This is a genomic window from Mesorhizobium argentiipisi (SeqCode), from assembly GCF_037179585.1.
GTDB classification, from domain to species: Bacteria; Pseudomonadota; Alphaproteobacteria; order Rhizobiales; family Rhizobiaceae; genus Mesorhizobium; species Mesorhizobium argentiipisi.
This window is the reverse complement of the sequence record NZ_JAPYKO010000102.1, coordinates 1-483: the sequence shown is the minus strand read 5'-3', so window position 1 is coordinate 483 and position 483 is coordinate 1. Positions and strand designations below refer to the sequence as shown.

General features: G+C 71.6%; 1 pseudogene. It reads left to right on the top strand.

The window, feature by feature from the left end:
- Nucleotides 1-483: pseudogene (locus O7A05_RS34120) on the top strand (NAD-dependent DNA ligase LigA); the annotation flags it as partial.

Below are 483 nucleotides of genomic sequence, written 5' to 3'. Positions count from 1 at the left end.
CCGCCGCAGGCTCCCTGCGCCAGCTCGACCCCTCCGTGACGGCCTCGCGCCCACTGCGATTCTTCGCCTACGCCTGGGGCGAGGTCGATCCCCCCTTCGAAGACCGGCAGTCGCAGGTGCTGGAGCGTTTCCGCCGCTGGGGCCTGCCGGTCAACGACCGCACCGTCGTCTGCGCGGACGCGGCGGCGATGCTCGCCCACTACCGCGCCATCGAGGCCGACCGGGCCGGGCTCGGCTACGACATCGACGGCGTCGTCTACAAGGTGGACGATCTCGGGCTCCAGAAGCGCCTCGGCTTCGTCTCCCGCAGCCCCCGCTGGGCGCTCGCCCACAAGTTCGCCGCCGAGACGGCAGTGACGGTGCTGGAAGCCATCGACATCAATGTCGGGCGCACCGGCTCCCTCAACCCGCTCGCGCGCCTGCGCCCGGTGACGGTCGGCGGCGTCGTCGTCTCGAACGCGACGCTCCACAACGAAGGCTACG